Source organism: Cellulomonas sp. GbtcB1, from assembly GCF_019091725.1.
Lineage (GTDB): Bacteria > Actinomycetota > Actinomycetes > Actinomycetales > Cellulomonadaceae > Cellulomonas.
The window spans coordinates 1-23,752 of the sequence record NZ_JAGXJG010000023.1 but is presented as its reverse complement, the minus strand read 5'-3'; the positions used below and the strand labels follow the sequence as shown (position 1 = coordinate 23,752).

General features: G+C 76.1%; 20 protein-coding genes. 13 read left to right on the top strand and 7 right to left on the bottom strand.

Annotation, left to right across the window (positions count from 1 at the left end; all coding sequences use genetic code 11):
• Nucleotides 1-134: 134 nt before the first annotated feature.
• The 3 genes from KVT14_RS10225 to mtrA form a co-directional block, all read right to left on the bottom strand.
• Complete coding sequence (locus KVT14_RS10225) at nt 135-1,889, bottom strand: LpqB family beta-propeller domain-containing protein (RefSeq protein WP_217615567.1); 1,755 nt, start codon at nt 1,887-1,889, stop codon at nt 135-137.
• Nucleotides 1,886-3,709 carry an MtrAB system histidine kinase MtrB gene (mtrB, locus tag KVT14_RS10220; protein ID WP_217615594.1) on the bottom strand — a complete coding sequence of 608 codons (1,824 nt, stop codon included), beginning with the start codon at nt 3,707-3,709 and terminating at the stop codon, nt 1,886-1,888. Before mtrB ends, KVT14_RS10225 begins: the two co-directional genes overlap by 4 nt.
• 86 nt (nt 3,710-3,795) lie before the next feature.
• On the bottom strand, nt 3,796-4,479 hold the full coding sequence (gene mtrA, locus KVT14_RS10215; protein WP_217615566.1) for an MtrAB system response regulator MtrA: 684 nt from the start codon (nt 4,477-4,479) through the stop codon (nt 3,796-3,798).
• 167 nt (nt 4,480-4,646) lie between these two features.
• Here mtrA and KVT14_RS10210 point away from each other — a divergent pair, with 167 nt between their 5' ends.
• The 7 genes from KVT14_RS10210 (at nt 4,647) to KVT14_RS10180 (ending at nt 12,744) form a co-directional block, all read left to right on the top strand.
• Entirely contained in the window at nt 4,647-5,981 is a 1,335-nt protein-coding gene (locus tag KVT14_RS10210; protein WP_217615565.1) for a glycerophosphoryl diester phosphodiesterase membrane domain-containing protein, read from the top strand.
• The gene (locus KVT14_RS23445; protein WP_217615564.1) at nt 5,978-6,616 is read left to right on the top strand and encodes a DUF4129 domain-containing protein; all 639 of its coding nucleotides are present in this window, start codon (nt 5,978-5,980) and stop codon (nt 6,614-6,616) included. The genes KVT14_RS10210 and KVT14_RS23445 overlap by 4 nt, the downstream gene beginning before the upstream one ends.
• A complete protein-coding gene (locus tag KVT14_RS10200; RefSeq protein ID WP_254630712.1) occupies nt 6,613-7,863 on the top strand; it encodes a DUF4350 domain-containing protein in 1,251 nt (416 codons plus the stop codon). Before KVT14_RS23445 ends, KVT14_RS10200 begins: the two co-directional genes overlap by 4 nt.
• Nucleotides 7,860-9,014 carry a MoxR family ATPase gene (locus KVT14_RS10195; RefSeq protein WP_217615563.1) on the top strand — a complete coding sequence of 385 codons (1,155 nt, stop codon included), beginning with the start codon at nt 7,860-7,862 and terminating at the stop codon, nt 9,012-9,014. Before KVT14_RS10200 ends, KVT14_RS10195 begins: the two co-directional genes overlap by 4 nt.
• A 10-nt stretch (nt 9,015-9,024) precedes the next feature.
• Entirely contained in the window at nt 9,025-10,317 is a 1,293-nt protein-coding gene (locus KVT14_RS10190) for a DUF58 domain-containing protein (protein WP_217615562.1), read from the top strand.
• A 103-nt stretch (nt 10,318-10,420) separates the two neighbouring features.
• Nucleotides 10,421-11,626 (top strand): winged helix DNA-binding domain-containing protein, encoded by a 1,206-nt coding sequence (locus tag KVT14_RS10185; RefSeq protein WP_308161007.1) that lies wholly within the window; start codon nt 10,421-10,423, stop codon nt 11,624-11,626.
• 131 nt (nt 11,627-11,757) lie between these two features.
• Nucleotides 11,758-12,744: a malate dehydrogenase gene (locus KVT14_RS10180; protein ID WP_217615561.1), complete on the top strand. Its 987-nt coding sequence runs from the start codon at nt 11,758-11,760 to the stop codon at nt 12,742-12,744.
• A gap of 45 nt (nt 12,745-12,789) precedes the next feature.
• On the opposite strand, the gene KVT14_RS10175 is transcribed toward KVT14_RS10180, so the two are convergent.
• Nucleotides 12,790-14,676, bottom strand: a complete 1,887-nt coding sequence (locus KVT14_RS10175) for an ABC transporter ATP-binding protein (protein ID WP_217615560.1) — start codon at nt 14,674-14,676, stop codon at nt 12,790-12,792.
• A 71-nt stretch (nt 14,677-14,747) separates the two neighbouring features.
• Between KVT14_RS10175 and KVT14_RS10170 the strand changes: the two genes are divergently transcribed.
• A complete protein-coding gene (locus KVT14_RS10170) occupies nt 14,748-15,230 on the top strand; it encodes a MarR family winged helix-turn-helix transcriptional regulator (RefSeq protein ID WP_217615559.1) in 483 nt (160 codons plus the stop codon).
• A gap of 136 nt (nt 15,231-15,366) precedes the next feature.
• On the opposite strand, the gene gdhA is transcribed toward KVT14_RS10170, so the two are convergent.
• Both gdhA and KVT14_RS10160 read right to left on the bottom strand, forming a co-directional pair.
• Complete coding sequence (gene gdhA / locus KVT14_RS10165; protein WP_217615558.1) at nt 15,367-16,707, bottom strand: NADP-specific glutamate dehydrogenase; 1,341 nt, start codon at nt 16,705-16,707, stop codon at nt 15,367-15,369.
• 93 nt (nt 16,708-16,800) lie between these two features.
• The gene (locus KVT14_RS10160; RefSeq protein WP_217615557.1) at nt 16,801-17,625 is read right to left on the bottom strand and encodes an RDD family protein; all 825 of its coding nucleotides are present in this window, start codon (nt 17,623-17,625) and stop codon (nt 16,801-16,803) included.
• A 72-nt stretch (nt 17,626-17,697) separates the two neighbouring features.
• On the opposite strand from KVT14_RS10160, the gene KVT14_RS10155 reads away from it, so the two are divergent.
• Nucleotides 17,698-18,687, top strand: a complete 990-nt coding sequence (locus KVT14_RS10155; protein ID WP_217615556.1) for a stage II sporulation protein M — start codon at nt 17,698-17,700, stop codon at nt 18,685-18,687.
• Here KVT14_RS10155 and KVT14_RS10150 read toward each other — a convergent pair.
• The gene (locus tag KVT14_RS10150) at nt 18,663-19,454 is read right to left on the bottom strand and encodes a hypothetical protein (protein WP_217615555.1); all 792 of its coding nucleotides are present in this window, start codon (nt 19,452-19,454) and stop codon (nt 18,663-18,665) included. The genes KVT14_RS10155 and KVT14_RS10150 overlap by 25 nt on opposite strands.
• Nucleotides 19,455-19,966: 512 nt before the next feature.
• On the opposite strand from KVT14_RS10150, the gene KVT14_RS10145 reads away from it, so the two are divergent.
• The 4 genes from KVT14_RS10145 to KVT14_RS10130 form a co-directional block, all read left to right on the top strand.
• Nucleotides 19,967-21,601: an ABC transporter substrate-binding protein gene (locus KVT14_RS10145; RefSeq protein ID WP_217615554.1), complete on the top strand. Its 1,635-nt coding sequence runs from the start codon at nt 19,967-19,969 to the stop codon at nt 21,599-21,601.
• Between the two features lie 7 nt (nt 21,602-21,608).
• Nucleotides 21,609-22,631 carry an ABC transporter permease gene (locus KVT14_RS10140; protein ID WP_217615553.1) on the top strand — a complete coding sequence of 341 codons (1,023 nt, stop codon included), beginning with the start codon at nt 21,609-21,611 and terminating at the stop codon, nt 22,629-22,631.
• Complete coding sequence (locus KVT14_RS10135) at nt 22,628-23,494, top strand: ABC transporter permease (protein ID WP_217615552.1); 867 nt, start codon at nt 22,628-22,630, stop codon at nt 23,492-23,494. The genes KVT14_RS10140 and KVT14_RS10135 overlap by 4 nt, the downstream gene beginning before the upstream one ends.
• A partial coding sequence (locus KVT14_RS10130; RefSeq protein WP_308161006.1) for an ATP-binding cassette domain-containing protein occupies nt 23,491-23,752 on the top strand: 262 nt, incomplete at its 3' end. The genes KVT14_RS10135 and KVT14_RS10130, both read left to right, overlap by 4 nt.

The window sequence follows — 23,752 nt, the reverse complement described above, 5'->3', positions numbered from 1 at the left end:
CGCGCGGCGGTGCGGACGAGCGCGCCCCGCGTCCCCAGCGGCGGCACCAGCCGCGCGCGGACGGCCCCTGTGGTCGTCCGGGCGCCCCGGCACGCCCCGGCGCCCCGCGGCCCGGTCCGGCCCGTCCAGCCCGCTCAGCCCGCGAAGGACGGATCCCGCACGTCCGTCCCGACCGAGGCCCAGCTCGACCCCGCACGCGCGAACAGCTCGCCCTCGGCCGTCGCCAGGTACAGCGCGCTGTCGCCCTTGCCGCCGGCGATGTCCACCGCGTCCGCGAGCGCCGGGCGCGTCTGCACCTCCCCGGCGAGCGGGACCAGGTGGTAGACGGCGGTGGTGGTGCTGCCGGACCGCCCGAGCACGCCGAGCGTCGACTCGTCGACCCAGACCACCCGCGTCGCGTCGGTGAGCGTCACGCCGGTGCGCGAGGCCTCGCCGAGCACCTGGGGCGTCCCGGAGTCGTCGCGGACCACCGAGGCCACGTCGATCCGCACGCCGTCGGACCCGGAGGACACCACGGCCACGCGGGTCGCGTCCCGCGCGACGCGCACGGACCGCACCGCGCGGTCCTGCAGCCACTCGGCGGCGACGTCGACGACGGTGCCGCGGTCATCGACGGCCAGCAGCTGCCCGCTCTCGGCGGGCGACGCGGTCCACACCCAGCCGAGGCGGTCCACCGACGGCGCCACCAGCGCGGAGGCCTGCAGCAGCTGGACGGACGCGGCGGCGGCCGTCGGGACGGTCACGAGCCGGTCCGGACCCGAGAGCATGACCCGGAGGTCGCCCGTCCCGTCGCGGGCGGGGTCGCGCGCGTCCAGCCCGGCGAGCGGGGCGACGCCCTCGACCGGCTCGAGCTCGCCCGCGGACATCTGCACGAGCGTGCCGTCCTGCAGCGCCTCGAGCGCCCCGCCCCAGTCCTGGCCGCGCTCGAGCTCCGCCGCCTCGGTGTCCATCGCCACGCCGCCCGCGCTCACCTCCACGGTGCGCACCCGCGCGATCCGCAGGGACGCCTCCAGCTGCGCCTGCATCCGGGCGCGCTCCTCCGGCTCGGTGGGGAGGCCGCCCGCGCCGAGGCTCACCGTCGCGACGCCGTCCGCGTCCACGGACACGGCGTCCGGCTGCAGCACCGCGCCCTCGGGCACCGCGCTCCGCGCGGCGTCGCGGAGCCACCCGGACGGACCGGCGATGATCGCGCGGACGATCGACGTCGCCAGGTTGCGCACCGGGAACCACCGAGTCTCCGGCACGAGGAACTGCTCGTCCTGGGACAGGAAGTACAGGGTGGCGGACCGGTAGATGGCCTCGAAGTTCGGCTCGGACAGCACGACGCCGTCCTCCAGGCCGGAGATGCGCCACTGCCCCTCGCTGTCCTGCACGAGGTCGAAGGTCAGCGACTCCTTGGCGTCCGGCCCGGCCTGGGCGTACCGGCCGTCGGCGTCCACCCGGGCCGCCACCCGCACGTCGACCTGCACCTGGGACTCCCCGACCAGCTCGATGTCGGGGCTCGACGCGGTCGCGTACACGACCACGCGGTCGCGCGGGCTCCACGACCGCCGGGTCTCGCCGGACAGGTACTCGCGGGCGTTGCGGAAGTCGTCGGTCGCGTCGGCGGACGCCGACGCCCGGCTGAACCCCGCCGCGCTCGCGCCGAGGAAGCCCCGGACGATGTCCTCCGGCGCCCCGTCCTGCGGCGGCGGGTCGCCCAGCGGCTCGACGACGCCCTGGTCGGTGACGCCCTCGACGCCGACGCCGACGGGACCCGACGTCGGGATGCCGACGCACGCGGACAGCGCGGCCAGCACGACGGCGAGCAGGGCGGCGGCACCCGCCCGGCGCGCGGCGGGGCGAGGCCGGGCGACGGACCCGGCACGGCGCGAGGACGGCGCGGTCATCGGGTCTCCCCCGGTCGGTCGGGGCCGCCGCGGCGGGCGGGCTCGGGGTCGTGGGTCGGCCCGGCGTGCGGCTGCGCGGCGTCCGGGTCCGGCGTCGCGTCCGGCGCACCGGGGCCCCCGTCCGCCGCGGCCCGCTCCTGCTCGCGCCGGCGCGCCACCGCGCGCTGCGCCTCCCGCGCGCGCTCGACCACGTCGAACGACCCGGTGGTCGGCGGCAGGTCGGGCAGCGCCGCGGGGTCCGGGCGGTCGACGTCCCGCTCCCGGGCGACCGGCCGGTCGGGCTCCGCCGGCGGTTCCAGCGGCAGCGGCGACGACTCCAGCGTGATCCCGGCGCGCCGGGGCAGCGTGAGCCGGAAGCACGCCCCCTGCCGGGGGCGGCCCCACGCCTCCAGCCAGCCGCCGTGCAGGTGCGCGTCCTCCAGCGAGATCGCGAGGCCGAGGCCCGTGCCGCCGGTCGTCCGCGCGCGGGCGGGGTCGGCCCGCCAGAACCGGTCGAACACGTGCGCCGCCTCGTCCCGGGTCATGCCGACGCCGCGGTCGCGGACGGTCACGGCGACCGCGCGGTCGTCCGCGCCGACGGTGACCTCGACGTCGCTGCCCTCGGCGTGCTCGATCGCGTTGACCAGCAGGTTCCGCAGCACCCGCTCGACGCGCCGCGGGTCGACGTCGGCGAGGCACGGCCCCTCGGGCTGCGTCACCGAGAGCCAGGAGCCCTTCGCGCCGGCGAGCGGCACGGCCTGGTCGACCGCGGCGCCGACGACGTCGCGCAGGTCCCGGGCCTCGGCGTCCAGCACGGCGGCGCCCGCGTCGAACCGGCTGATCTCGAGCAGGTCGCCCAGCAGGTCCTCGAACCGGTCGAGCTGCTGCTGCAGCAGCTCCGCGGACCGGCGGACCACCGGGTCGAAGTCGTCCCGGGACTCGTAGATTATCTCGCCGGCCATGCGCACCGTGGTCAGCGGGGTGCGCAGCTCGTGCGAGACGTCGGAGACGAACCGGCGCTGCATGGCCGACAGGTGCTCCATGCGGTCGATCTGGTCCTGGAGGCTCTCGGCCATCTCGTTGAACGACCGGCCCAGGCGGGCCATCTCGTCCTCGCCGCGCACCGGCATCCGCTCGGTGAGGCTGCCGTCGGCGATCCGCTCGGCGACGTGCGCGGCCTGCCGGACCGGTCGGACGACCTGCCGCGTCACCAGCCAGGTCATCGACACCAGCAGCGCGACGAGCGCCACGGCGCCGATGCCGAGGACGCTCTGCAGGAACTCCAGGCGGTCCTGCTCGGCCTGCAGGGAGTACAGGAAGTACAGCTCGTACGACCCGGCGGCGGGCACCGTGACCACCTGGCCGACCATCACCCCCGGCTCGACCCGGCCGGTGTCCGTCGACGTCGCCGGCCACGCGACCGACTCCCAGCGCTGCCCCTCGCCCTCGGCGGTCGCGGTGCGCAGCGGCTCCGAGACCAGGCCGACGAGCGTCGACTCGGTCACGGCGCTCGTCACCAGGATCGGCTGCTGCTGCCCGCGGGACCGGAGGATGAACACCTCGCGCTCCCCCGACCCGCCGGAGCGCAGCGCGCGCACCATGTCGTTGAGCAGCAGCTGGACCTCGGGCGCCGTGGTCGCCGTCGAGGCGTCGAACGTCTCCTGCGCCTGGGCGGCGCTGCGCGCGGACTCGGCCAGCACCTGGTCCACCCGCTGGGTGAACAGGCCGTCCCGCACGCTGACGGACAGGTAGCCGCCGAGCACCGCCAGCGCGAGCAGCCCGACCACCAGGGTGAGCGTGAGGACCCGCGCCTGCAGCGAGCCGCGCCAGGCGCGGACCATCCGGCGCGCGCGGGCGCCGGCCCGCACCGTGGCGAGCCGCCACGCGCGCGCCGCCCGCCCGGCGACGCCGCCGCGGGGGAAACCGGTCACGGGGGCGTCGCGCCCGCCTTGTACCCGACGCCGCGCACGGTCACGACGATCTCGGGACGCTCGGGGTCGGCCTCGATCTTGGACCGCAGCCGCTGGACGTGGACGTTGACCAGCCGGGTGTCGGCGGCGTGCCGGTAGCCCCACACGCGCTCGAGCAGCACCTCGCGCGTGAACACCTGCCACGGCTTGCGGGCGAGCGCAACCAGCAGGTCGAACTCCAGCGGCGTCAGCGAGATCGGCGCGCCGTCGCGGGTGACGCGGTGGCCGGTGACGTCGATCGACAGGTCGCCGATGCGCAGGTGCTCGGGGGCGGGCTCGTCGCTGCGGCGCAGCCGCGCCCGCACGCGGGCGATCAGCTCCTTGGGCTTGAACGGCTTGGCGATGTAGTCGTCGGCGCCGGACTCCAGCCCGAGGACCACGTCGACCGTGTCGGCCTTGGCGGTCAGCATGACGATCGGCACGCCCGACTCCGCCCGGATGAGCCGGCACACCTCGGTGCCGTCCTTGCCCGGGAGCATGAGGTCGAGCAGCACGAGGTCCGGCTGCGTCGACCGGAAGGCCTCCAGTGCCTCGTCCCCGTCCGCGCAGAAGACGGGCTCGAACCCCTCCGAGCGCAGGACGATGCCGATCATCTCGGACAGGGCGGTGTCGTCGTCGACCACGAGAACGCGTCCCTTCATCTGCCCATGATCGCATCACGGCGGCCCGCACCGGGGCACCACCCGCGCGCGACCTCCGGACGGAGCAGCGGCCCGGACCCGGACCTGACGTGGCACGATGGCCGTCAGCAGCGCCCGGCGCCCCCGACGGGGGTCCCGGCGCACCCCGCCGCGACCCGAGGAGCACGATGAGCACGCCTCACGACGAGGGCCGCCCCGAGGACGCGCCGCGGCAGGGCGAGGACCAGCGCCCGGCGCCCCGGTACGGGCAGTACGCCCCCGCGGGGTGGCAGCCGCCGACGGATCCCGCGGCGGGCGGGCGACCCGCCAACCCCTGGGGCGACGCGGGCACCCGGCCGGGTGGCGGCCGTCCGGGTGACGCCGCCGGGCAGCCGGGCGCCGGTCCGGGCGCGCCGACCCCGCCCGGGTACGGGCAGCAGCCGGGGTACGGGCAGCAGCCCGGCTACCCCGCCGCGCCCGGCTACGGCCCGCAGGGGTACGGGCAGCAGGGGTACGGCCAGCAGCCCGGCCCGGCGCCCTACGGCTGGGGCGCGACGCCGTACCAGCCGGCCGCCGCGCAGCCCGGGATCATCCCGCTGCGCCCACTGAGCATCTGGGAGATCTTCGACGGCGCGTTCCGCGCGATCCGGCACAACCCCGCGACGATGTTCGGCCTCACCGCCGTGGTCGTCGCGGTCGCCACCGCGGTCGGCGCGCTGATCCAGTGGTACCTCGCGGGCATCTTCGCCGGCGCGGTCAACGACCTGTTCACGAGCAGCGCGGGCCTCACCCCGGCCGACACCGAGCTGCTCGGGGACAGCTTCGGCACCTCGCTCGCGAGCGTCGCCGGCATCCCGCTCACCGCGCTCGCCACCACGATCCTCACCGGCCTGCTCATCCTGTCGGTCAGCCGCTCGGTCATCGGCCAGCGGATCTCGGCGCGCGACGTCGTGCGCGGGCAGGGCAAGCGGATCTTCTGGGTCATCGGGTTCGGCCTGCTGCTCGGCCTCGCGACCTCGGTCGCGGTGGCCGCGCTGGTCGGCCTGGTCGTCCTCGTGGGCTCGACCAGCGACAGCGTGGGGCTCACCGTGCTGGTCGGCCTGCTGGCCGCGGCCGTCGCCGTGGTCGGCGGCTTCTGGGTGACCATCCGCACGCTGCTCGCCCCCGCCGCGATCATGCTCGAGGGCGGCGGCTTCTGGGCCTCCGTGGCGCGCGCGTGGCGGCTGACCCGCGGGTCGTTCTGGCGGCTGCTCGGCCTGTACCTGCTGGTGTCGATCCTCGTCGGGATCATCTCGCAGATCGTCGTCGTGCCGGTGACGCTGATCTCCCAGCTCGTGCTCAACGACCCGCTGATGACCAGCGGGCCGTCCATCGCGCTCACCGCGATCGGCACCGCGATCGCGACCACGATCACCACGGTCTTCATGGCCGGCGTCGTCGCGCTCGCCTACATCGACGTCCGGATGCGCCGCGAGGGCCTGGACGTCGAGCTGGCCCGGGCCGCGGAGGGCGCCGGCCGGTGACCGTGCCCGTCGTCCCGGACGCCGAGCAGGCGCGCCGCTGGCTCGAGCAGGAGCTCGCCGACCCGGTCTACCACCAGCAGCCGAGCCTGCTGCAGCGGTTCCTGGACTGGCTCGGCCGCCTGTTCGAGGGCGCCGACGGCCTGCCGATCGGCAACGTCGGCACGCTCCTGGCGATCCTGGCCGGGCTCGCCGTGCTCGTGACCGTGGCGTTCCTCGTCACGGGTCCGGTGCGCCGCAGCCGCCGGGTCGCGGGGGCGCGGGGCGTGCTCGACGCCGACGACCGGCGCACGGCCGCCGAGCTCCGGGCCGCCGCCGACGCCGCCGCCGCGCGCGGGGACTGGGCGGGGGCGGTCGCCGACCGGTTCCGGGCCGTGGTGCGGTCGCTCGAGGAGCGCGCCGTGCTGGAGGAGCAGCCGGGGCGCACCGCGCACGAGGCCGTCGAGGCCGCGGGGCTGCGGCTGCCCGCCCACGCGGTGGACCTGCGCGCCGCCGGGCGCCTGTTCGACGACGTGGTCTACGGCGAGCGCACACCGCGCGCCGAGGACGACGCCACGCTGCGCGAGCTGGACGCCCGCGTCGCGGCGACCCGCCCGACCCTGCCTGCCGGGCTCGCCGGCGCGGGGGTGGACGCGTGACCGCCCCGGCGACGACCCGCGCGCCGGGCGCACCGGCCGGGCCGGACCGCGCCGACGGCGTCGTGCTCGGCGACGGCACCACCGCCCGCACCCGCGCGGGCGCCCGCTGGCGCCGGGTGCGCTGGCTCGTGGTCGTCGCGGTCGTGCTCGGGATCGGGGTGCTCGCCGCGCTGCTGCCCGCCCCCACCCGGTCCGCCACCGCCCTCGCCCCGGACAACCCGCGGGAGAACGGCGCGATGGCGCTCGCCGAGGTGCTGCGCGACCAGGGCGTGGGGATCACCTACGTGCGCTCCGCGGGTGCGGCCGTCGCCGCCGCGGACGCCGGCCGCACGCTGCTGGTCACGTCCGACTGGCTGCTGTCCGGCGACCAGATCACGGCCCTCGCCGGCACCGCCGCGGACCTCGTGCTGCTCGACCCGTCGTACCTCGTCGACCGGACGGTCCCGGGCCTGACCACCGGCTGGTCGGGCGGCGCGCAGCCCTCGCCCGTCGCCGCCTCCTGCGACGACCCGGACGCCGCGGCCGCCGGGACGATCTCCGCGACCGGCGCCGGCGTCACCCCGCTCGGCGAGGCCGCCCCGGCGGGCACCACGCTCTGCTTCCCCGTGCCCGGCAGCTCCCCGCAGGCCTTCCTCTACGCGACGTCCGAGGCGGACGGCCGCCGGGTCACGGTCCTGGGCGACGCCGGCCTGATCACCAACGCCCGGGTCGCGGACGAGGGCAACGCCGCGCTCGCGCTGCGCGCGCTCGGCCGGAACGCCGAGCTCGTCTGGTACGTGCCGTCCGCCGGCGACCTCGGCGCCGACGAGGCGGGCAGCAGCCCCGGCCTCGGCGACCTGCTTCCGCCGGTCGCCCGGGTGCTGCTCCTGCAGGCCCTGGTGGTCGTCCTCGTGATCGCGCTGTGGCGCGGGCGCCGGCTCGGCCGGGTCGTCGCCGAGCGGCTCCCGGTCGTCGTCCGCCCCGCCGAGACCACCCGCGGGCGGGCGCGCCTCTACCGGACCTCCCGGTCGTACGGGCACGCCGCCGCCTCGCTGCGGGCCGGCACCGCCGCGCGGCTCGCCCGCCGGCTGGGCGTCCCGCGGTCCGCCGCGGCGCCCGACGTCGTCACCGCGGTCGCGCGGGCCGCGCGCCGGGACGAGGCCGACGTCCGCGACCTGCTGTACGGACCACCCCCCACGTCAGACGCGGGCCTGGAGCACCTGGCCCGCCGGCTCGACCAGCTCGAGAGCGAGGTTCACCCCACGTGACCGACCACCCCGCCCCGAACCCGTGGCCGCAGGGCGGCACGCCCGCCGGGTACCCCGCACCCGAGCCGACCGGGCAGCAGCCCGTCGGGCAGCAGCAGCCCTGGCAGGCGCAGCAGCCCGAGGCGCAGCAGCCCGCGTGGGCGCAGCAGCCCGCGCCCGCCGCCCCGCCCGCTCCCCCGGCCCCCGCCGTCCCCGAGCCGTCCCCCGAGCTCCGCGAGGCGCTCGGCGCCGTCCGGGCCGAGGTCGGCCGCGCGGTCGTCGGCCAGGACGCCGCCGTCACCGGCCTGGTGATCGCGCTGCTCTGCCGCGGGCACGTGCTGCTCGAGGGCGTGCCCGGCGTCGCGAAGACGCTGCTCGTCCGTACGCTGTCGACGGCCCTCGACCTCGACACCAAGCGGGTGCAGTTCACGCCGGACCTCATGCCCGGCGACGTCACCGGCTCCCTGGTCTACGACGCGCGGACCGCCGAGTTCTCGTTCCGCGAGGGCCCGGTGTTCACCAACCTCATGCTCGCCGACGAGATCAACCGCACGCCGCCCAAGACCCAGGCGTCGCTGCTGGAGGCCATGGAGGAGCGCCAGGTCTCGGTCGACGGCACCCCGAGGCCGCTGCCGTCCCCGTTCGTCGTCATCGCCACCCAGAACCCCGTCGAGTACGAGGGGACCTACCCGCTCCCCGAGGCGCAGCTCGACCGGTTCCTGCTCAAGCTGACCCTCCCGCTGCCCGAGCGGCACGAGGAGATCGAGGTCCTCGCCCGGCACGCGGCCGGCTTCGACCCGCGCGACCTGGTCAAGGCGGGCGTGCGGCCCGTCGCCGGCAAGGACGTGCTGGAGCGCGCCCGCGAGGAGGTCGCCCGGGTGCAGGTCGCGCCCGAGGTGCTCGGCTACGTCGTCGACGTGGTCCGCGGCACCCGGCAGTCGCCGTCGCTGTCCCTCGGCGTCTCCCCCCGTGGTGCCACCGCGCTGCTCGCGACGGCCCGCGCGTGGGCCTGGCTGCAGGGCCGGTCGTACGTGACACCGGACGACGTGAAGGCGCTGGCGCACCCGACGCTGCGGCACCGCGTGCAGCTGCGCGCGGAGGCCGAGCTCGAGGGTGTGACGGCGGAGTCGGTGCTCGACACCGTGCTCGCGTCCGTGCCGGTCCCCCGCTGAGGCCCGCGGCGTGGCGATCACCTGGCGCGCGGTCGCGCTGACCGCGGTCGGCGCGCTGCCGGTGCTGCTCTGGCCCGTGCCCGGCACGGTGCTGGCCTGGGCGGTGCTGGTCGTGCTGCTGTGCGTGCTCGACGTCGCCCTGGCGGCGTCCCCGCGCGCCGTGGCGATCCGCCGCGAGGTCACCGGCGCGGTCCGGCTGCACGAGCCGGCGCGGTCCCGGCTGACCCTGACGCACACCGGCGCCCGGCGGCTGCGCGCCCTGGTCCGGGACGCGTGGCCGCCCTCGGCCGGCGCCGACCACAACCGGCACCGGGTCGACCTGCCGCCCGGGGAGTCGCGCCGCGTCGACACCGGCCTGCGCCCGAGCCGGCGCGGCGACCTGCGGGCCGACCGGGTCACCATCCGGTCGGCGGGCCCGCTCGGGCTCGCGGCCCGGCAGGCGTCGATCGCCGTCCCCGGCACGCAGCGGGTGCTGCCGGAGTTCGCGTCCCGCCGGCACCTGCCCAGCCGGCTCGCCCGGCTCCGGGAGATGGACGGCCGCGCCGCGGTGCAGGTCCGCGGGCAGGGCACCGAGTTCGACTCGCTGCGCGAGTACGTGATCGGCGACGACGTGCGCTCGATCGACTGGCGCGCGAGCGCCCGGCGCAACGACGTCGTGGTGCGCACCTGGCGCCCCGAGCGCGACCGCCGGGTGCTGATCGTGCTCGACACCTCGCGCACCAGCGCCGCGCGCACCGGCGAGGAGCCGCGCCTGGAGCCGTCGGTCGAGGCGGCGCTGCTGCTCGCCGCGCTGGCCTCGCGGGCGGGCGACCGGGTCGAGCTCCTCGCGTACGACCGGACGGTGCGGGCCCGGGTGGCCGGCGCCTCGGGTCCCCGGCTGATGCCCGCGATCGCGGACGCGTTGGCCGACGTCGAGCCGTCGCTGGTCGAGGCCGACTGGCCCGGCGTCGTCGCGCAGGTGCAGGAGCGGCTGTCCCAGCGGGCGCTGGTCGTGCTGCTGTCCGCCCTGGAGCCCGCGGCCGTCGAGAACGGGCTGCTCCGCGTCGTCGACCAGCTCGCGTCCCGGCACCAGGTCGTGCTCGCGTCGGTGCGGGACCCCGAGGTCGAGCGGCTGCGCACCGGGCGGGAGGACGTCGCAGCCCTGTTCGACGCCGCGGCGGCCGAGCGGACCGAGCTCGAGCGGATGGCGGTCGCGCAGCGGCTGCGGAGCCACGGCATGGAGGTGGTCGACGCGCTGCCCGACGACCTGGCCCCGCGCCTCGCGGACGCGTACCTCGCGCTGAAGGCCGCGGGCCGGCTGTAGGACCTGGACTGGAGCGTTCTGCCCGACACACCGCGGCGTGTCGGGCAGAACGCTCCAGTCGCGTCCATCCGACGTGTCGGAGCGCGCGCGTAGCCTCGGCACCGTGACGGGCGACGGGGACCTCGCGGGCGGCGGCACGATCACCACGCGCGGGCTCGGCCGAGCCCTGCTCGCGCGGCAGCACCTGCTCGACCGCACGGACGCCCCGGCGGTCGACGTGGTGCGGCACCTGGTGGCCCTGCAGTCGCAGCACCCGTCGTCGGCCTACCTGGCGCTGCACGCCCGGGTCGCCGGCCTCGCGCACGCCGACCTGGCCGACGCGATGACCGACCGCCGGGTCGCCCGCCTGGCGCTGCTGCGGGACACCGTGCACCTCGTGACCGCCGACGACGCGCTGGCGCTGTGGCCGCTGCTCGCGCCCACGCTGCGGCGGCACCTCACCGCCAACGTCTCGGCGGCCCCGACGCTGCGGCAGGTCGACCTGGACGACCTGCGCACCGCCGCGCTCGACGCCCTGGCCGACGAGCCGCTCACCGCGCGGGACCTCGGGGCGCGGCTGGCGGCGACCTGGCCGGGCCTCGACCCCGGGTCGCTCGCGCAGGGCGCGCGCGGGCTGCTGCCGCTGGTGCAGGTCACCCCGCGCGGGGTCTGGGGCCGCAGCATGCCGACGACCTGGACGACCGCGTGGGCGTGGTTCGGCGTCGACGGGCCGGCCGCCGAGCTCGGGGACGAGGAGCGCGACGCCGCCCTCGCCGCCCTGGTCCGGCGCTACCTCGCCGCCTACGGGCCCGCGACCGCCGCCGACGTGCGGCAGTGGTCGGGCCTGACCGGGCTGGGCCCGGCGGTCGACCGGCTGCGGCCGGAGCTCGTCGAGCTCGTGCACGTCGACCCGCCCTCGGGCCGGCCGCGGGTCCTGCTCGACCTGCCCGACGCCCCGCGCCCGCCCGAGGACGTCCCGGCCCCCGTCCGGCTGCTCCCGGACTTCGAGAACCTGCTGCTGAGCCACGAGGACCGCAGCCGGGTGATCCCGCCCGAGATCCGGCCCGCGCTGGCGAGCCGCAACGGGATGCCGCCGGGGACGGTGCTCCTCGACGGGCTGGTGGCCGGCTCCTGGGCCGTGCGGCGCGAGCGCCTCCCCCGCACGGCCGGGGCGCCGCGGGCCCGCCGGGAGCGCGCGACGCTGACCGCCACCCCGCTGCGGCGGTGGACCGCGGCGGAGCGCCGGGCGGTGCTGCCGGAGGCCGAGCGCCTCGTGCGGTTCGTCGCCGACGACGCCGTCGAGCACGCGGTGGCGGTCGCGGCGCCCTGACGCGGCCCGCGACACGGCGGTACCGCCCTTGAACTGCGCGGGGACCCCGCCTACCGTCGACCGGACCGTCGCCGCCGACGCTCCTGGCGCCGACGGCCCCACCGCCGACGCCGACCCACCAGGAGTCCTCCGTGCCCCGTCCCGCCGTCACGCTCACGCTGTCCGGCGCCGCCGGCCAGATCGGCTACTCGCTGATGTTCCGGGTCGCGAGCGGGGAGCTGCTCGGCCCGGACACGCCGGCCCGGGTGCGGATGCTCGAGCGGCCGGAGGCGCTGCACGCCGCGCACGGCGTGGCGCTGGAGCTGCAGGACGTCGCCTCGCCCCTGCTGGTCGACGTGGACGTCACCGCCGACCCGCGCGCCGCGTTCGACGGCGCCGACATCGCGGTCCTGGTCGGCGCGCAGCCGCGGACCGCGGGCATGGAGCGGGCCGACCTGCTGGAGGCCAACGCCGGCATCTTCCGCGCGCAGGGCACCGCGATCAACGACGTCGCCGCGGACGGCATCCGGGTGCTGGTGATCGGCAACCCCGCGAACACCAACGCGATGATCGCCGCGGCGCACGCGCCGGACGTGCCGCGCGACCGGTTCACCGCCCTGACCCGGCTGGACCACAACCGCGCGCTCGCCCAGCTCGCGCTGCGCACCGGCGTGAACCCCCGGGAGATCACCCGGGTCACCGTGTGGGGCAACCACTCGCGCACCCAGTACCCCGACCTGCGGCACGCGCTGGTCGCCGGGCGTCCCGCGCTGGAGGTCGTCGACCGGGAGTGGGCCGAGGGCGCGTTCATCGACACCGTCGCCCAGCGCGGGGCCGCGATCATCGCCGCCCGCGGCGGCTCGTCGGTCGCGTCGACCGTGAGCGCGATCATCGACCACGGCCACCTGCGCCGCGGCGGCACCCCGGCCGGCGACTGGACGTCGGCCGGCCGGGTGTCGGACGGGTCCTACGGGGTGCCCGAGGGGCTGGTCTGCTCGTTCCCGGTCACCGCCGCCGACGGGGTGTGGCGGATCGTGCCCGACCTGGAGATCGACGCGTTCTCGCGCGCCCGGATCGACGCGTCGGTCGCGGAGCTCGCCGAGGAGCGGGACGCCGTGCGGCACCTCGGCCTGATCTGACGCGCGGGACCGGCCGGGGCGCCGCACCCGGCCGGTCGTCCGCCCTCAGCGCGCCGTCGCGTACTGCGTCTCGTACAGCTCCGCGTACAGCCCGCCCGCCGCCAGCAGCTCGGCGTGCGTGCCCTGCTCGGCGACCCGCCCGCCGTCGAGCACGACGATCGAGTCCGCCTCGCGGATCGTCGACAGCCGGTGGGCGATCACCAGCGCCGTCCGGCCGACCAGCGCCTCCGCGAGCGCCCGCTGCACCGCGGCCTCGGACTCGGAGTCCAGGTGCGCGGTCGCCTCGTCGAGCACCACGATCGGCGGCGCCTTGAGCAGCAGCCGGGCGATGGCCAGCCGCTGGCGCTCGCCGCCACTGAGCCGGTAGCCCCGGTCCCCCACCACGGTGTCGACGCCGTCCGGCAGCCGGGACACCAGGTCCCGGATCTGCGCCCGCCGAAGCGCCTGCTCCAGCTCGGCGTCGGTCGCACCGGGCCGGGCGTACAGCAGGTTCGCGCGGATGGTGTCGTGGAACAGGTGCGCGTCCTGGGACACGATGCCGATCGCGTCCCGCATGCTCTCCTGCGTGACCTCGCGGACGTCCTGGCCCGCGACGCGGACGGTGCCGGACGTGACGTCGTACAGCCGCGCGACCAGCGCGGAGATCGTCGTCTTGCCCGCGCCGGACGGCCCGACCAGCGCGACCAGGTGGCCGTGCGGGACCGTGAACGAGACGTGCTCGAGCGTCGTGCCCGGCACCTCGGTCTGCAGCCGGGCGACGGACTCCAGCGACGCCAGCGACACCTCGGAGGCGGCCGGGTACCGGAACGACACGTCGTCCAGCTCGACGCTCGCGGTGCTCGCGACGTCGGCGGGCAGCGGCCGCGCGTCGGGCGCGTCCGCCACGGTCGGCTTCAGGTCGAGCACCTCGATGACCCGCTCGAACGAGACCAGCGTCGTCATGACGTCGACCTGGACGTTCGACAGCGACGTGATCGGGCCGTACAGCCGGGTCAGGTACGAGGTGAGCGCGACGACCACGCCGACCGTCAGCGAGCCCCGGATCGCGAGCACGCCGCCCAGCCCGTAGACGATCGCGACGGCCACGGCGGCGATCAGCGTGAGCCCGATCCGGAACACCGCGGCGTACATCGCGGACGTGATGCCGATGTCCCGCACCCGGGCGGCGCGGGAGGCGAACTCCGCGGTCTCGTCCTCGGGGCGGCCGTACAGCTTGACCAGCTGCGCGCCGGCGACGTTGAACCGCTCGGTCATCGTCTGGCCCATCGCGGCGTTGAGGGTGTACGACTCCTGCGTCACGCCCGCGAGGCGACGGCCCATCGCGCGCACCGGCAGCACGAACGCGGGCAGCAGGACCAGGGAGAGCAGGGTGATCTGCCAGGACAGCGACAGCATCGCGGCGATGACCAGCACGACGGTCAGCACGTTGGACACGACGTTCGACAGCGTGGAGGTGAACGCCTGCTGCGCGCCGAGCACGTCGCCGTTGAGCCGCTGCACGAGCGCGCCGGTCTGCGTGCGGGAGAAGAACGCCAGCGGCATCCGCTGGACGTGGTCGAACACCTGCGTGCGCAGGTCGAGGATCAGGCCCTCGCCGATCCGCGCGGAGAACCAGCGGGACGCGAGCGTCAGCCCGGCCGAGACGACCGCGAGCAGCGCCACGACGCCGGCGAGCCCGAGCACCAGCCCGGTGCGGCCCTGCGCGATGCCGTGGTCGATGATCTGCCGGAACAGCAGCGGGGTGACCGCGCCGATCGCGGCGTCGAGCGCGACGACGACGAGGAACACGGTGAGCAGCCCGCGGTAGGGGCGGGCGAAGGCGAGGATGCGCCGCAGCACGTCGCGGGTGATGCGACGCCGGGCGACGGACGGGTCGAGGCGGAACGACCGGTACATCGCCGGTCCACCGCCCCCTCCTCCGTGCATGGACATGGGGCCTCCAGGGGGACGATTCCGATAGAGAGGGTACCTCTCTATGTGCGGAACTCGCTATCCTGGGACGCATGACGCCCGTCACCCCGGCCCCCGCGCACCACCACCCCGCCCCGGGCAACCCGGGCGACGAGCTGTTCTGGCTGCTCCGCCGGGCCCTGCACACCATGCGGCGCGACGTCCGGGAGCGCGTGGACCTCACGCCGTCCCGGCACCGGCTGCTGCGGGTCGTGGCGCGCGAGGAGCCGCAGCGGCAGACCGCGCTCGCCGCGGCGCTCGACGTGGTGCCGCGGTCGATCACCTCGCTGGTCGACGACCTGGAGCGCGCCGGCCTGGTCGAGCGGCGGCCGGACCCGACCGACCGCCGCGCGACCCTCGTGGCCGTGACGGACGAAGGCCGCGCGGTGCTCGCGGCGGCGGACGCCGAGCGGCGCCGGCACGCGGAGGAGCTGCTGGCGCGCCTCGCGCCGGACGAGCAGGACGACCTGCTCCGCCTCCTGCACCGCCTGGTCGACGACCCGGCGGGCGCCCCCGCGGAGTACGCCAGGGACTGACCGGCCCGCGCTCCGCTGCGCCGCTGCTCGCCGAGATAGGACCTGCGCGCCGAGATAGGACCCAGGACGGTCCTACCTCGGCGGAACGGTCCTACCTCGGCGGAACGGTCCTACCTCGGCGCGCGCGGCGCGGGCGTCAGACGACGCCGAGCGCCAGCATCGCGTCGGCGACCTTGAGGAACCCTGCCACGTTGGCGCCCAGGACGTAGTCGCCCGGCGCGCCGTACTCGTCCGCCGTCGCGGCGCAGCGGTCGTGGATGTCCCGCATGATCGTCGCGAGCCGCTGCTCGGTGTACTCGAACGACCAGGAGTCGCGGCTCGCGTTCTGCTGCATCTCCAGCGCGGACGTCGCCACGCCGCCAGCGTTGGCCGCCTTGCCCGGGCCGAACAGCACCCCGGCCTCGCGCAGCACCGCGACCGCGTCGGGCGTCGTGGGCATGTTCGCGCCCTCGGCGACGGCCACCAGCCCCGAGCCGACCAGCGCGCGGGCGTCGTCGCCGTCGAGCTCGTTCTGCGTCGCGCACGGCAGCGCCACCGTCGCGCCGACCTCCCAGACCCGCCGGCCGGGCACGTACCGCGCCGACCCGCCGCGCCGCTCCGCGTAGTCCGCCAGCGAGCCGCGCTCGACCGTCTTCACCTGCTGCAGCAGCGCCAGGTCGAGACCTCGGTCGTCGACGACGTAGCCGCGCGAGTCCGAGCACGCGACGACGTCAGCGCCGAGCTGCTGCGCCTTCTCGATCGCGTACAGCGCGACGTTCCCCGAGCCGGACACCACCACGCGCTGGCCGTCCAGCGACCGGTTGGCCGCGCGGAGCATCTCCTGCGCGAACAGCACGGCCCCGTACCCCGTGGCCTCGGTGCGGACCAGCGAGCCGCCCCAGGTCACGCCCTTGCCGGTGAGCACGCCCGACTCGTACCGGCCGGTCATGCGCTTGTACTGGCCGAACAGGTAGCCGATCTCCCGGCCGCCGACGCCGATGTCCCCGGCGGGCACGTCCACGTACTCGCCGATGTGCCGGGCCAGCTCCGTCATGAACGACTGGCAGAACCGCATGACCTCGCCGTCCGAGCGGCCGCGCGGGTCGAAGTCCGAGCCGCCCTTGCCGCCGCCGATCGGCATGCCGGTGAGCGAGTTCTTGAAGATCTGCTCGAACCCGAGGAACTTCACGATGCCGAGGTTCACCGACGGGTGGAACCGCAGGCCGCCCTTCGACGGGCCGAGCGTCGTGCTGAACTGCACCCGGAAGCCGCGGTTGATCTGCACGCGTCCGGCGTCGTCGACCCACGGCACCCGGAACACGATCTGCCGCTCGGGCTCGCAGAGCCGCTCCAGCACGGCCGCGTCGACGTACCGCGGGTGCCGCGCCAGGACGGGCCCCAGGCTGCCGAACACCTCCCGCACCGCCTGGTGGAACTCGGGCTCCCCCGGGTTCCGCGCCAGCACCTGGTCGAGCACCGCTCCCAGCTGGTCCTGCACGTGCCTCACCTCGTCGTGTCCGCGCCGGCTGCTCCCGGCGCCGTCACCGTACGAGGGGTGCCGGGGCCGCCGCCGCGGCGTCCACGACGTGGTTCAGCGGGTGGGGTCCGGCACGCCGTGCGGCAGCCGGTGCAGCGTCACGGCCTCGGTCGCCGAGCGCCGGGCCGCGCGCGTGGCGGCGTCGTACTCGCGGTCCCGCCGGGTCGCGAGCACCGCGGCGAGGAACGCCTCCGGGTGGGTCCCGGCGGGCGGCCCGGGGGCGACGTACCGGGCGACCTCGCCGGCCAGCTGCTGGCCGAGCGCGTACCGCGAGCCGGGGTGCAGCCGGGGCGCGCGCCCGAGGAACTGGCGGACGGACAGCGCGAGGCCGTCGGGGAGCCGGGCCACGTCGGCCTGCTGCGCCCAGGGCGCGAGGAACGGCGGCATGACGACGACCGCCCGGTTCTCGGTGCGGCCGCGCACCCGGACGGCGTACGTGCCGGCCAGGATGTCGCCGAGCCGCTTGCCCTGCGGGTTGACCAGCGAGGTGATGAGCGCGACCGAGCCCAGGGTCAGCCACAGCTCGAGGATGCCGACCAGGGCGCGGACGAACGCCTGGCGGAACCGGATCGGGCCGCCGTCGTCGCGCACCACCCGGATCCCCACGGCGAGCTTGCCGAGCGACCGGCCGCGGGTCAGCGTGTCGACCGTCGTCGGGATGACGACCAGGACCGTCACCATCACCACGACGAACGTGATCTGCAGGACGTCCTGGCTCGGCGCCACGACCACGAACCGGGTGAGCACCCAGGCCACGGCGATCGCCACCACGCCGAGCGCGATCAGGTCGATCACCGCGCCGGCGAGCCGGCTGGCGAACGACGTCGGCCGCGCGTCCAGCAGCACGCCCTCGCCGATGACGATGCCCTCGTCCTGCACGCCCCACCTCCGCCGACGTCCCGCCCCAGGTCACCCGGTCGGGACCGGGCCTCGTGTGGCAGGGTATCGGGCGTGGACCTGGACGCCTTCTCCGCCGTGCGCGAGCCCTCCTGGGCGCGCCTGGACGAGCTGTCCCGGCGGCGGGGCCTCGACGGCGCCGAGGCGGACGAGCTCGTCCGGCTCTACCAGGCCGCCGCGACCGACCTGTCGACCATCCGGTCCTCGGCGCCCGACCCGGACGCGGTCGCCCGGCTGTCCCAGCTGCTGGCCCGCGCCCGGTCCCGGATCGCGGGGACGCACGAGCCCGCCTGGCGGGACGTCCGCCGGTTCGTCGTGCTATCGCTGCCGGCCGCGCTGTACCGGCTGCGCTGGTGGACGGTCGGCGTCATGCTCGCGTGCGTCGCCGTCGCCACCGTCGCCGGCTGGTGGGTGGCGACGAACCCCGACGCGCTCGCCGCGATGGGCACGCCGAGCGAGCGGCAGCAGTACGTGGACGAGGCGTTCGCGTCCTACTACGACCCCGGCGCGGGGTTCGCCGCCGTGGTGTGGACGAACAACGCCTGGGTCGCCGCGCTCTGCGTGGCGCTCGGCATCTCCGGGATCGGCACGCTGTACGTGCTCGCGAACAACGCGGTGAACGTCGGCGCGACCGGCGGCATGATGGCCGCGCACGACAGCCTGGGCATCTTCTTCCAGCTCATCACGCCGCACGGCCTGCTCGAGCTGACCTCGATCTTCGTCGCCGGCGCCGCGGGGCTGCGGCTGTTCTGGGCGTGGGTCGACCCGCAGGGGCGGCCGCGGGCGCGCGCGCTGGCCGAGGAGGGCCGCGCGCTCATCACCGTGGTGATCGGGCTGGCCGGGGCGCTGCTGCTGTCCGGCGTCGTCGAGGGCTTCGTGACCGGCTCGACGCTGCCGTGGTGGCTGAAGATCGTCATCGGCGCGATCGCGCTCGCCGCGTTCTGGACCTACACGATCGTGCTCGGCCGCCGGGCGGTGGCCGAGGGCGAGACCGGCGACCTCGAGGAGGACGCCGCGGGCTACGCGGTCGCGATCGCGGCCTGAGCCCGGGCGCCGTCGCGCCGGGCACCGGACCGCAGCGCGCCGAGCCAGAGCGACGCCGCCCCGAGCGGGGTGCGCGCCACCTCCGCGAACCCGAGCGCGCGCAGGTCCGCCACCTGCGCGGGGTCGACGGTCACCGCCAGCACGTCCCGGCCCTGGGCCGCCTGCTCGACCGCGACGGGCGCCAGCAGGTCGGCGAGCAGCGCCTCCCGCTCCCCCGCGTCCGCGCGGCCGTCGTCGGCCAGCAGGACGAGCACGCGCTCCGCGCCCGACTCCCGGACGAGCGCGAGCGTGCGGGCGGTGGCCTCGGCGATGGCCCGCATCGGCGCGCGGGCCGGCTCGGGGTGCGGGTCGAGCCGGACGCCGAGCTCGCGGGTGACGACGCGCTGGAGGTCGGTGCCGAGGCGGTCGGCGTCGGGCGGGAGCCAGACGGCGACGGCGGCGACCTCGGCGGGGGCGCCGGTCGGCACGCCGGCGGGCGCGCCGGCGGTCGCGTCGTCCGCGTCGGCGAGCCACACCTCGCCGTGCTCCATCGCGCCGAGGCTCAGCATGAGCCGGGTCGCTGGCCCCGCCTGCTCCGGGTCCGGCCCTGGGTCGGGCTCTCCGTCGCCGTCGAGGTCGACGAACGGCCGGTGCGCGGCGATCATCCGGGCGAGCGGGTTGACGTCGAGCAGGCCCGCGCGCCGGACGCGCCACGGCCGGCGCGTGCCACCGTCCTCGACGGGGGCGGGCAGGGCGGTGGTCCGTCGTCGGATCGGCTCGTGCAGCACGCGTCCAGCCCAGCACCCGGACCTGGGAGCCCGCTGGGAGCGGGCACCTCCCACCCCGGGTCCGCGCGGCACCCCGGCCCCACGGGTGAGGTCGTCACGACGGCGTGAGGTCGTCGCTCGCGAGCGACGACCTCACCGGGTTGTGACGACCTCACCGCCTTCTGACGACCTCACCGCCTTGTGACGACCTCACCGCGCCGGTGCGGGGGCCGCCCGGGGCTGCCCGGCGTGACGCGGGCGCTGCCGACCGGTTACACGGGCGTTTCCGCCCGGGCCCCGGCCCGAAACACGGGCCTGCCTACCCTCGTCGCCGGGCCGGACCGGGGGACGGGGGCGCTCGGGGGTCACGACAACCCCGGGCAGCGCGGTTTGGCCCGGCCGCCGATGTCCCGGCCCACCGGCCGCGGCGAGGCTGTCCGTGGCGCGGCACCCGCGCCGCTCCCCGACGGCGCGGACCCCGACGGTCGTCGTGCCGGGCGGGGCCGCCCCTCCCGACCGTGCTAGGAGCCCTCGTGAAGCGACCCCTCCCCCGCCGGCGCCGCGCGACCGCGGCGTCCTCCGCCGCGGTCGTCGTGGCCCTCGCCCTCACCGCGTGCGGTGCGGGCGGCGACGACACCGCCGGAGACGGCAGCACCTCGACCTCCGGCGGCGCGCAGCCGCTCGTCATCAGCCTGGACAGCTCCGTCGACCTGCTGGACGCGCAGGCGTGGCGCACGCCGGCGGCGATGGTGGCGACCGGCTCGCTGGTCGAGCAGCTGATCGAGCAGACCTACGACACCGACGGCCTGGTCCGCACCGGCACCACCGAGTTCGAGGGCGCCCTCGCGGAGTCCTGGGACGTGTCGGAGGACGGCCTGACCACCACGTTCCACCTGCGGGACGGCCTGGCGTTCGCCGACGGCACGCCGCTCACCGCGCAGGACGTCGTCTGGTCCTACCAGCGCAGCCTGCTCGGCCCGGGCTACGTGAAGGCGCTGCTGCCGTTCGCCGGCGTCGCCGCCCCGGAGGACGTCACCGCTCCGGACGACAGCACCGTCGTCGTGACCAGCACGTTCGCCAGCCCGCTGCTCACCAAGATGGAGGCGATGCAGCCGCTCGGCGTGTTCTCGCAGGCCACCGGCGAGGCGAACGCGACGGCCGACGACCCGTGGGCGGGCGCCTACTTCCGGGAGAACGCGAACTCCTCCGGCCCGTACACGGTGGCGTCCTACGACCCGACGCAGCAGCTGGTCCTCGAGCCGAACGAGCACTACTACGACCAGGACCGGATCGCGAACGCCGGCGTGACGATCCAGTTCGTCTCCGACGCGTCGCAGCGCGCGCTGCTGCTCCGCTCGGGCGAGATCGACCTGGCGCAGGGCATCCCGCTCGACCAGGTGCAGGCGATGGAGGACGAGGACGGCCTGACCGTCGTGTCCGAGGCCTCGAACCGCCTGGAGTACCTGGGCTTCAACACGACCGAGGCGCCGTTCGACGACCCGCTCGTCCGCCAGGCCGTCGCCAGGGCCGTCCCGTACGAGGACCTCGTGGACCAGGTGCTGTACGGCTACGCGAACGAGTCGACCGGCGTCGTGCCGGCCACGATGGAGACCCACTCCGAGGAGGCCGGGGCGTTCGAGGAGGACCTCGACGCCGCGCGCGACCTGCTCGCGGAGGCCGGGCTGGCGGACGGCTTCAGCTCGACCCTCTACTTCAAGCAGTCGAACGCGGTCGAGGCCGCTGCGGCGGTGCTGGTGCAGGCGAACCTCAAGGAGATCGGGGTCGACATCGACCTCAAGCCCCTGACGGACGCCGACTTCACCGCGCAGACCAACGCCCGGGCGCTGCCGATGTACCTGAACAACTTCCTGGGCTGGGGAGCCGACCCGTTCTACCAGATGTACTACCTGGCCGGGTCGGCCGCGGGCACCAACTTCACCTCGTACGCGAACGCCGACCTGGACGCCCTGCTCCAGGAGGGCGCGGCGACCGCCGACGAGGCGACCCGCGAGGAGATCTCGGCCGAGGCGCAGCAGGTGATCTACGACGACATGCCGTTCATCCCGGTCTACAACCCGAACTGGACCTTCGTGGTCCGGGACGGCGTGTCCGGGCTGACCAAGGACAACACCGAGCAGCTCCGCCTCCAGTACCTGACCAAGGAGTGAGCCGAGGGTGACCCGCTACGTCCTGCGCCGGCTCGGCATCTCGGCGCTGACGGTCCTCGGGCTGGTCCTGGTCGTCTTCCTCGTCACGCGCATCCTGCCGGGCGACGCGGCGGCGGCCAGGCTCGGCCCGGAGGCCTCCGCCGAGGACATCGCGGCGCTCCGCGCGTCGTACGGCCTGGACGACCCGCTGCTCGTGCAGCTGAGGGACTACCTCGTCCGCCTGGCCCAGGGCGACCTGGGCCAGGCGGTGTCCACCGGGCGCGACGTCGGCACCGAGCTGTTCGCCCGGCTGCCCGCCACCATCGAGCTGGCACTGGCCGCCCTGGTGGTCGCCCTCCTGATCGGCGTCCCGGTGGGGGTGCTCGCCGCCGCCCGGCGCGGGCGCCCCGCCGACGCCGCCGCCCGGGTCTACGCCGTCCTCGGGTCGTCGATGGCCCCGTTCTGGCTCGGGCTGCTGCTGATCTACGGGCTGTTCTCCCTGTGGCACCTGCTGCCCGGCCCGATCGGCCGGCTGCCCGTCGGCACCACCCCGCCGCCGGAGATCACCGGCATGTACGTGCTCGACGCCCTGCTGGCGGGCGACCCGGCGACGGCGGGCCAGGCGCTCCGCTACCTCGTGCTCCCGGCGCTGACCCTCGGGATCGGGGCCTCGGCGGCGGTGGTCAAGATGGTCCGCTCCGCGCTGATCGCCACCGCCGGCACCGGGTACGTCCGGACCGCCCGCGCGTTCGGCGTCCCCCCGGGCACCGTGCTCCGGCGGGACCAGATGCGCAACGCGATGCTCCCGATCCTCACCTCGCTGGGCCTGGTGTTCAGCTTCCTGCTCGGCGGCAACGTGATCGTCGAGCAGCTGTTCTCCTGGCCCGGCACCGGGCGGCTCGCGTACGACGCCGTGCGGGCGAACGACCTGGAGATCCTGCAGGGCTACGCGATCGTCATCGGGATCGTCTACATCGCCCTCAACGTCCTCATCGACCTGGCGTACGGCCTGATCGACCCCCGCATCCGGCACGGAGGTGCCCGCGCATGACCGCCGTCGCCCTGCCCGCCCCGCCCACCCCCTCTGGGTCCGCACCCGCCGACACCGCCCGCGCGCGCACCCGCCGCCCCAGGCCGTTCCTCTGGACCGGCCTCGGCGTCCTCGCGGTCCTGGTCGTCCTCGGCGTCGTCGGCCCGTTCCTGGTCGCCGACCCGCTGGCCGTCGAGCCGTCGTCCGCGCTGCAGGCGCCGTCGGCCGCGCACTGGTTCGGCACCGACTACTACGGCCGCGACGTGTTCGCCCGGGCCGTGCACGCCATCCGCCTCGACCTGCTGCTCGGCGTCAGCATCGCGCTGCTGGCGATGGTGATCGGCTCCGCGCTCGGCGTGGTGTCCGGCTACCTGGGCGGCCGGGTCGACGACGTGGTCATGCGCTGCGTCGACGTGCTGATGTCCTTCCCCGGCTTCGTGCTGGCGATGGTGCTGCTGCTCGCGATCGGCGAGACCACGCCCAAGCTCGCCCTGGCGCTCGCCGTGGCCGCGGTGCCGCCGTTCGTCCGCCTGGTGCGGGCCGAGGCGCTGGCGCAGCGCGAGCTCGAGTACGTCGACGGCGCCCGGGTGTCGGGGGCCGGCTGGGCGCGGATCGCGTTCGGCCACGTGCTGCCGAACTCGCTGCGGCCCGCCGCGGTGCAGTTCACGCTCGTCTGCGGCTACTCCATCCTCAACGTCGCCGGCCTCGCGTACCTGGGCATCGGCATCCACGCCCCGACGCCCGAGTGGGGCGTCATGGTGGCGGAGGGCGCGCAGAACATCCTGACCGGCCAGTGGTGGACCGCGTTCTTCCCCGGCCTGCTGATCGCCCTGACGGTCATGGGCCTGCACTTCGTCGGCGACGACCTGGGGGGTGACCGGTGACGACCGCGACCGCGACCGGGGCGCGCACCGCGCCCGTCCTGGAGCTCGACGGCCTGTCCGTCGGCGTGACCCGCACCGGCGCCGCCCTGCTGCGCGACGTCAGCCTGACCGTGCGCCCCGGCGAGATCGTCGGCCTGGTCGGCGGGTCCGGCTCGGGCAAGTCGATGACCTCCCTGGCCGTGATGGGCGTGCTGCCCGACGGCATCGAGATGACCGGCGGCCGCGTGCTGGTCGGGGGCGCGGACGCGACCGGCACCG